This window comes from Pseudomonas persica, from assembly GCF_900291015.1.
In the GTDB taxonomy this organism is placed as follows: Bacteria; Pseudomonadota; Gammaproteobacteria; order Pseudomonadales; family Pseudomonadaceae; genus Aquipseudomonas.
Genome location: NZ_OLKL01000415.1, coordinates 1 through 231, shown reverse-complemented (window position 1 = coordinate 231; position 231 = coordinate 1). Strand labels below are relative to the sequence as shown.

The 231-nt window shown below is 56.3% G+C and carries 1 protein-coding gene; it reads right to left on the bottom strand.

Features of this window, described 5'->3' with window-relative positions:
• Window positions 1-231 (bottom strand): DUF1145 domain-containing protein (locus FQ664_RS27110; protein WP_144176025.1); only part of this gene is annotated, 231 nt, incomplete at both ends.

The following is a 231-nucleotide window of genomic DNA, read 5'->3' as shown; positions in this document are numbered from 1 at the left end:
GGAATGGACATGACATGGAAAATACCCGTCAACAGGATTTGCAAACGGTCGAACCAGCGGTGACTGCGCCCGCGCAGGCTGCGATTGAAAAACAGCACTTCAAGCAGGTGCAGGCCAAACAAGACGATGCCTGCGGCATTGATCAGCAGATTGAAGGGCAAGGGTTGTGGCATCAGCTGATTGAACAGCACCACCCCCCAGAAAGCGACCGTCAGGACCTTGCCCAGGCCC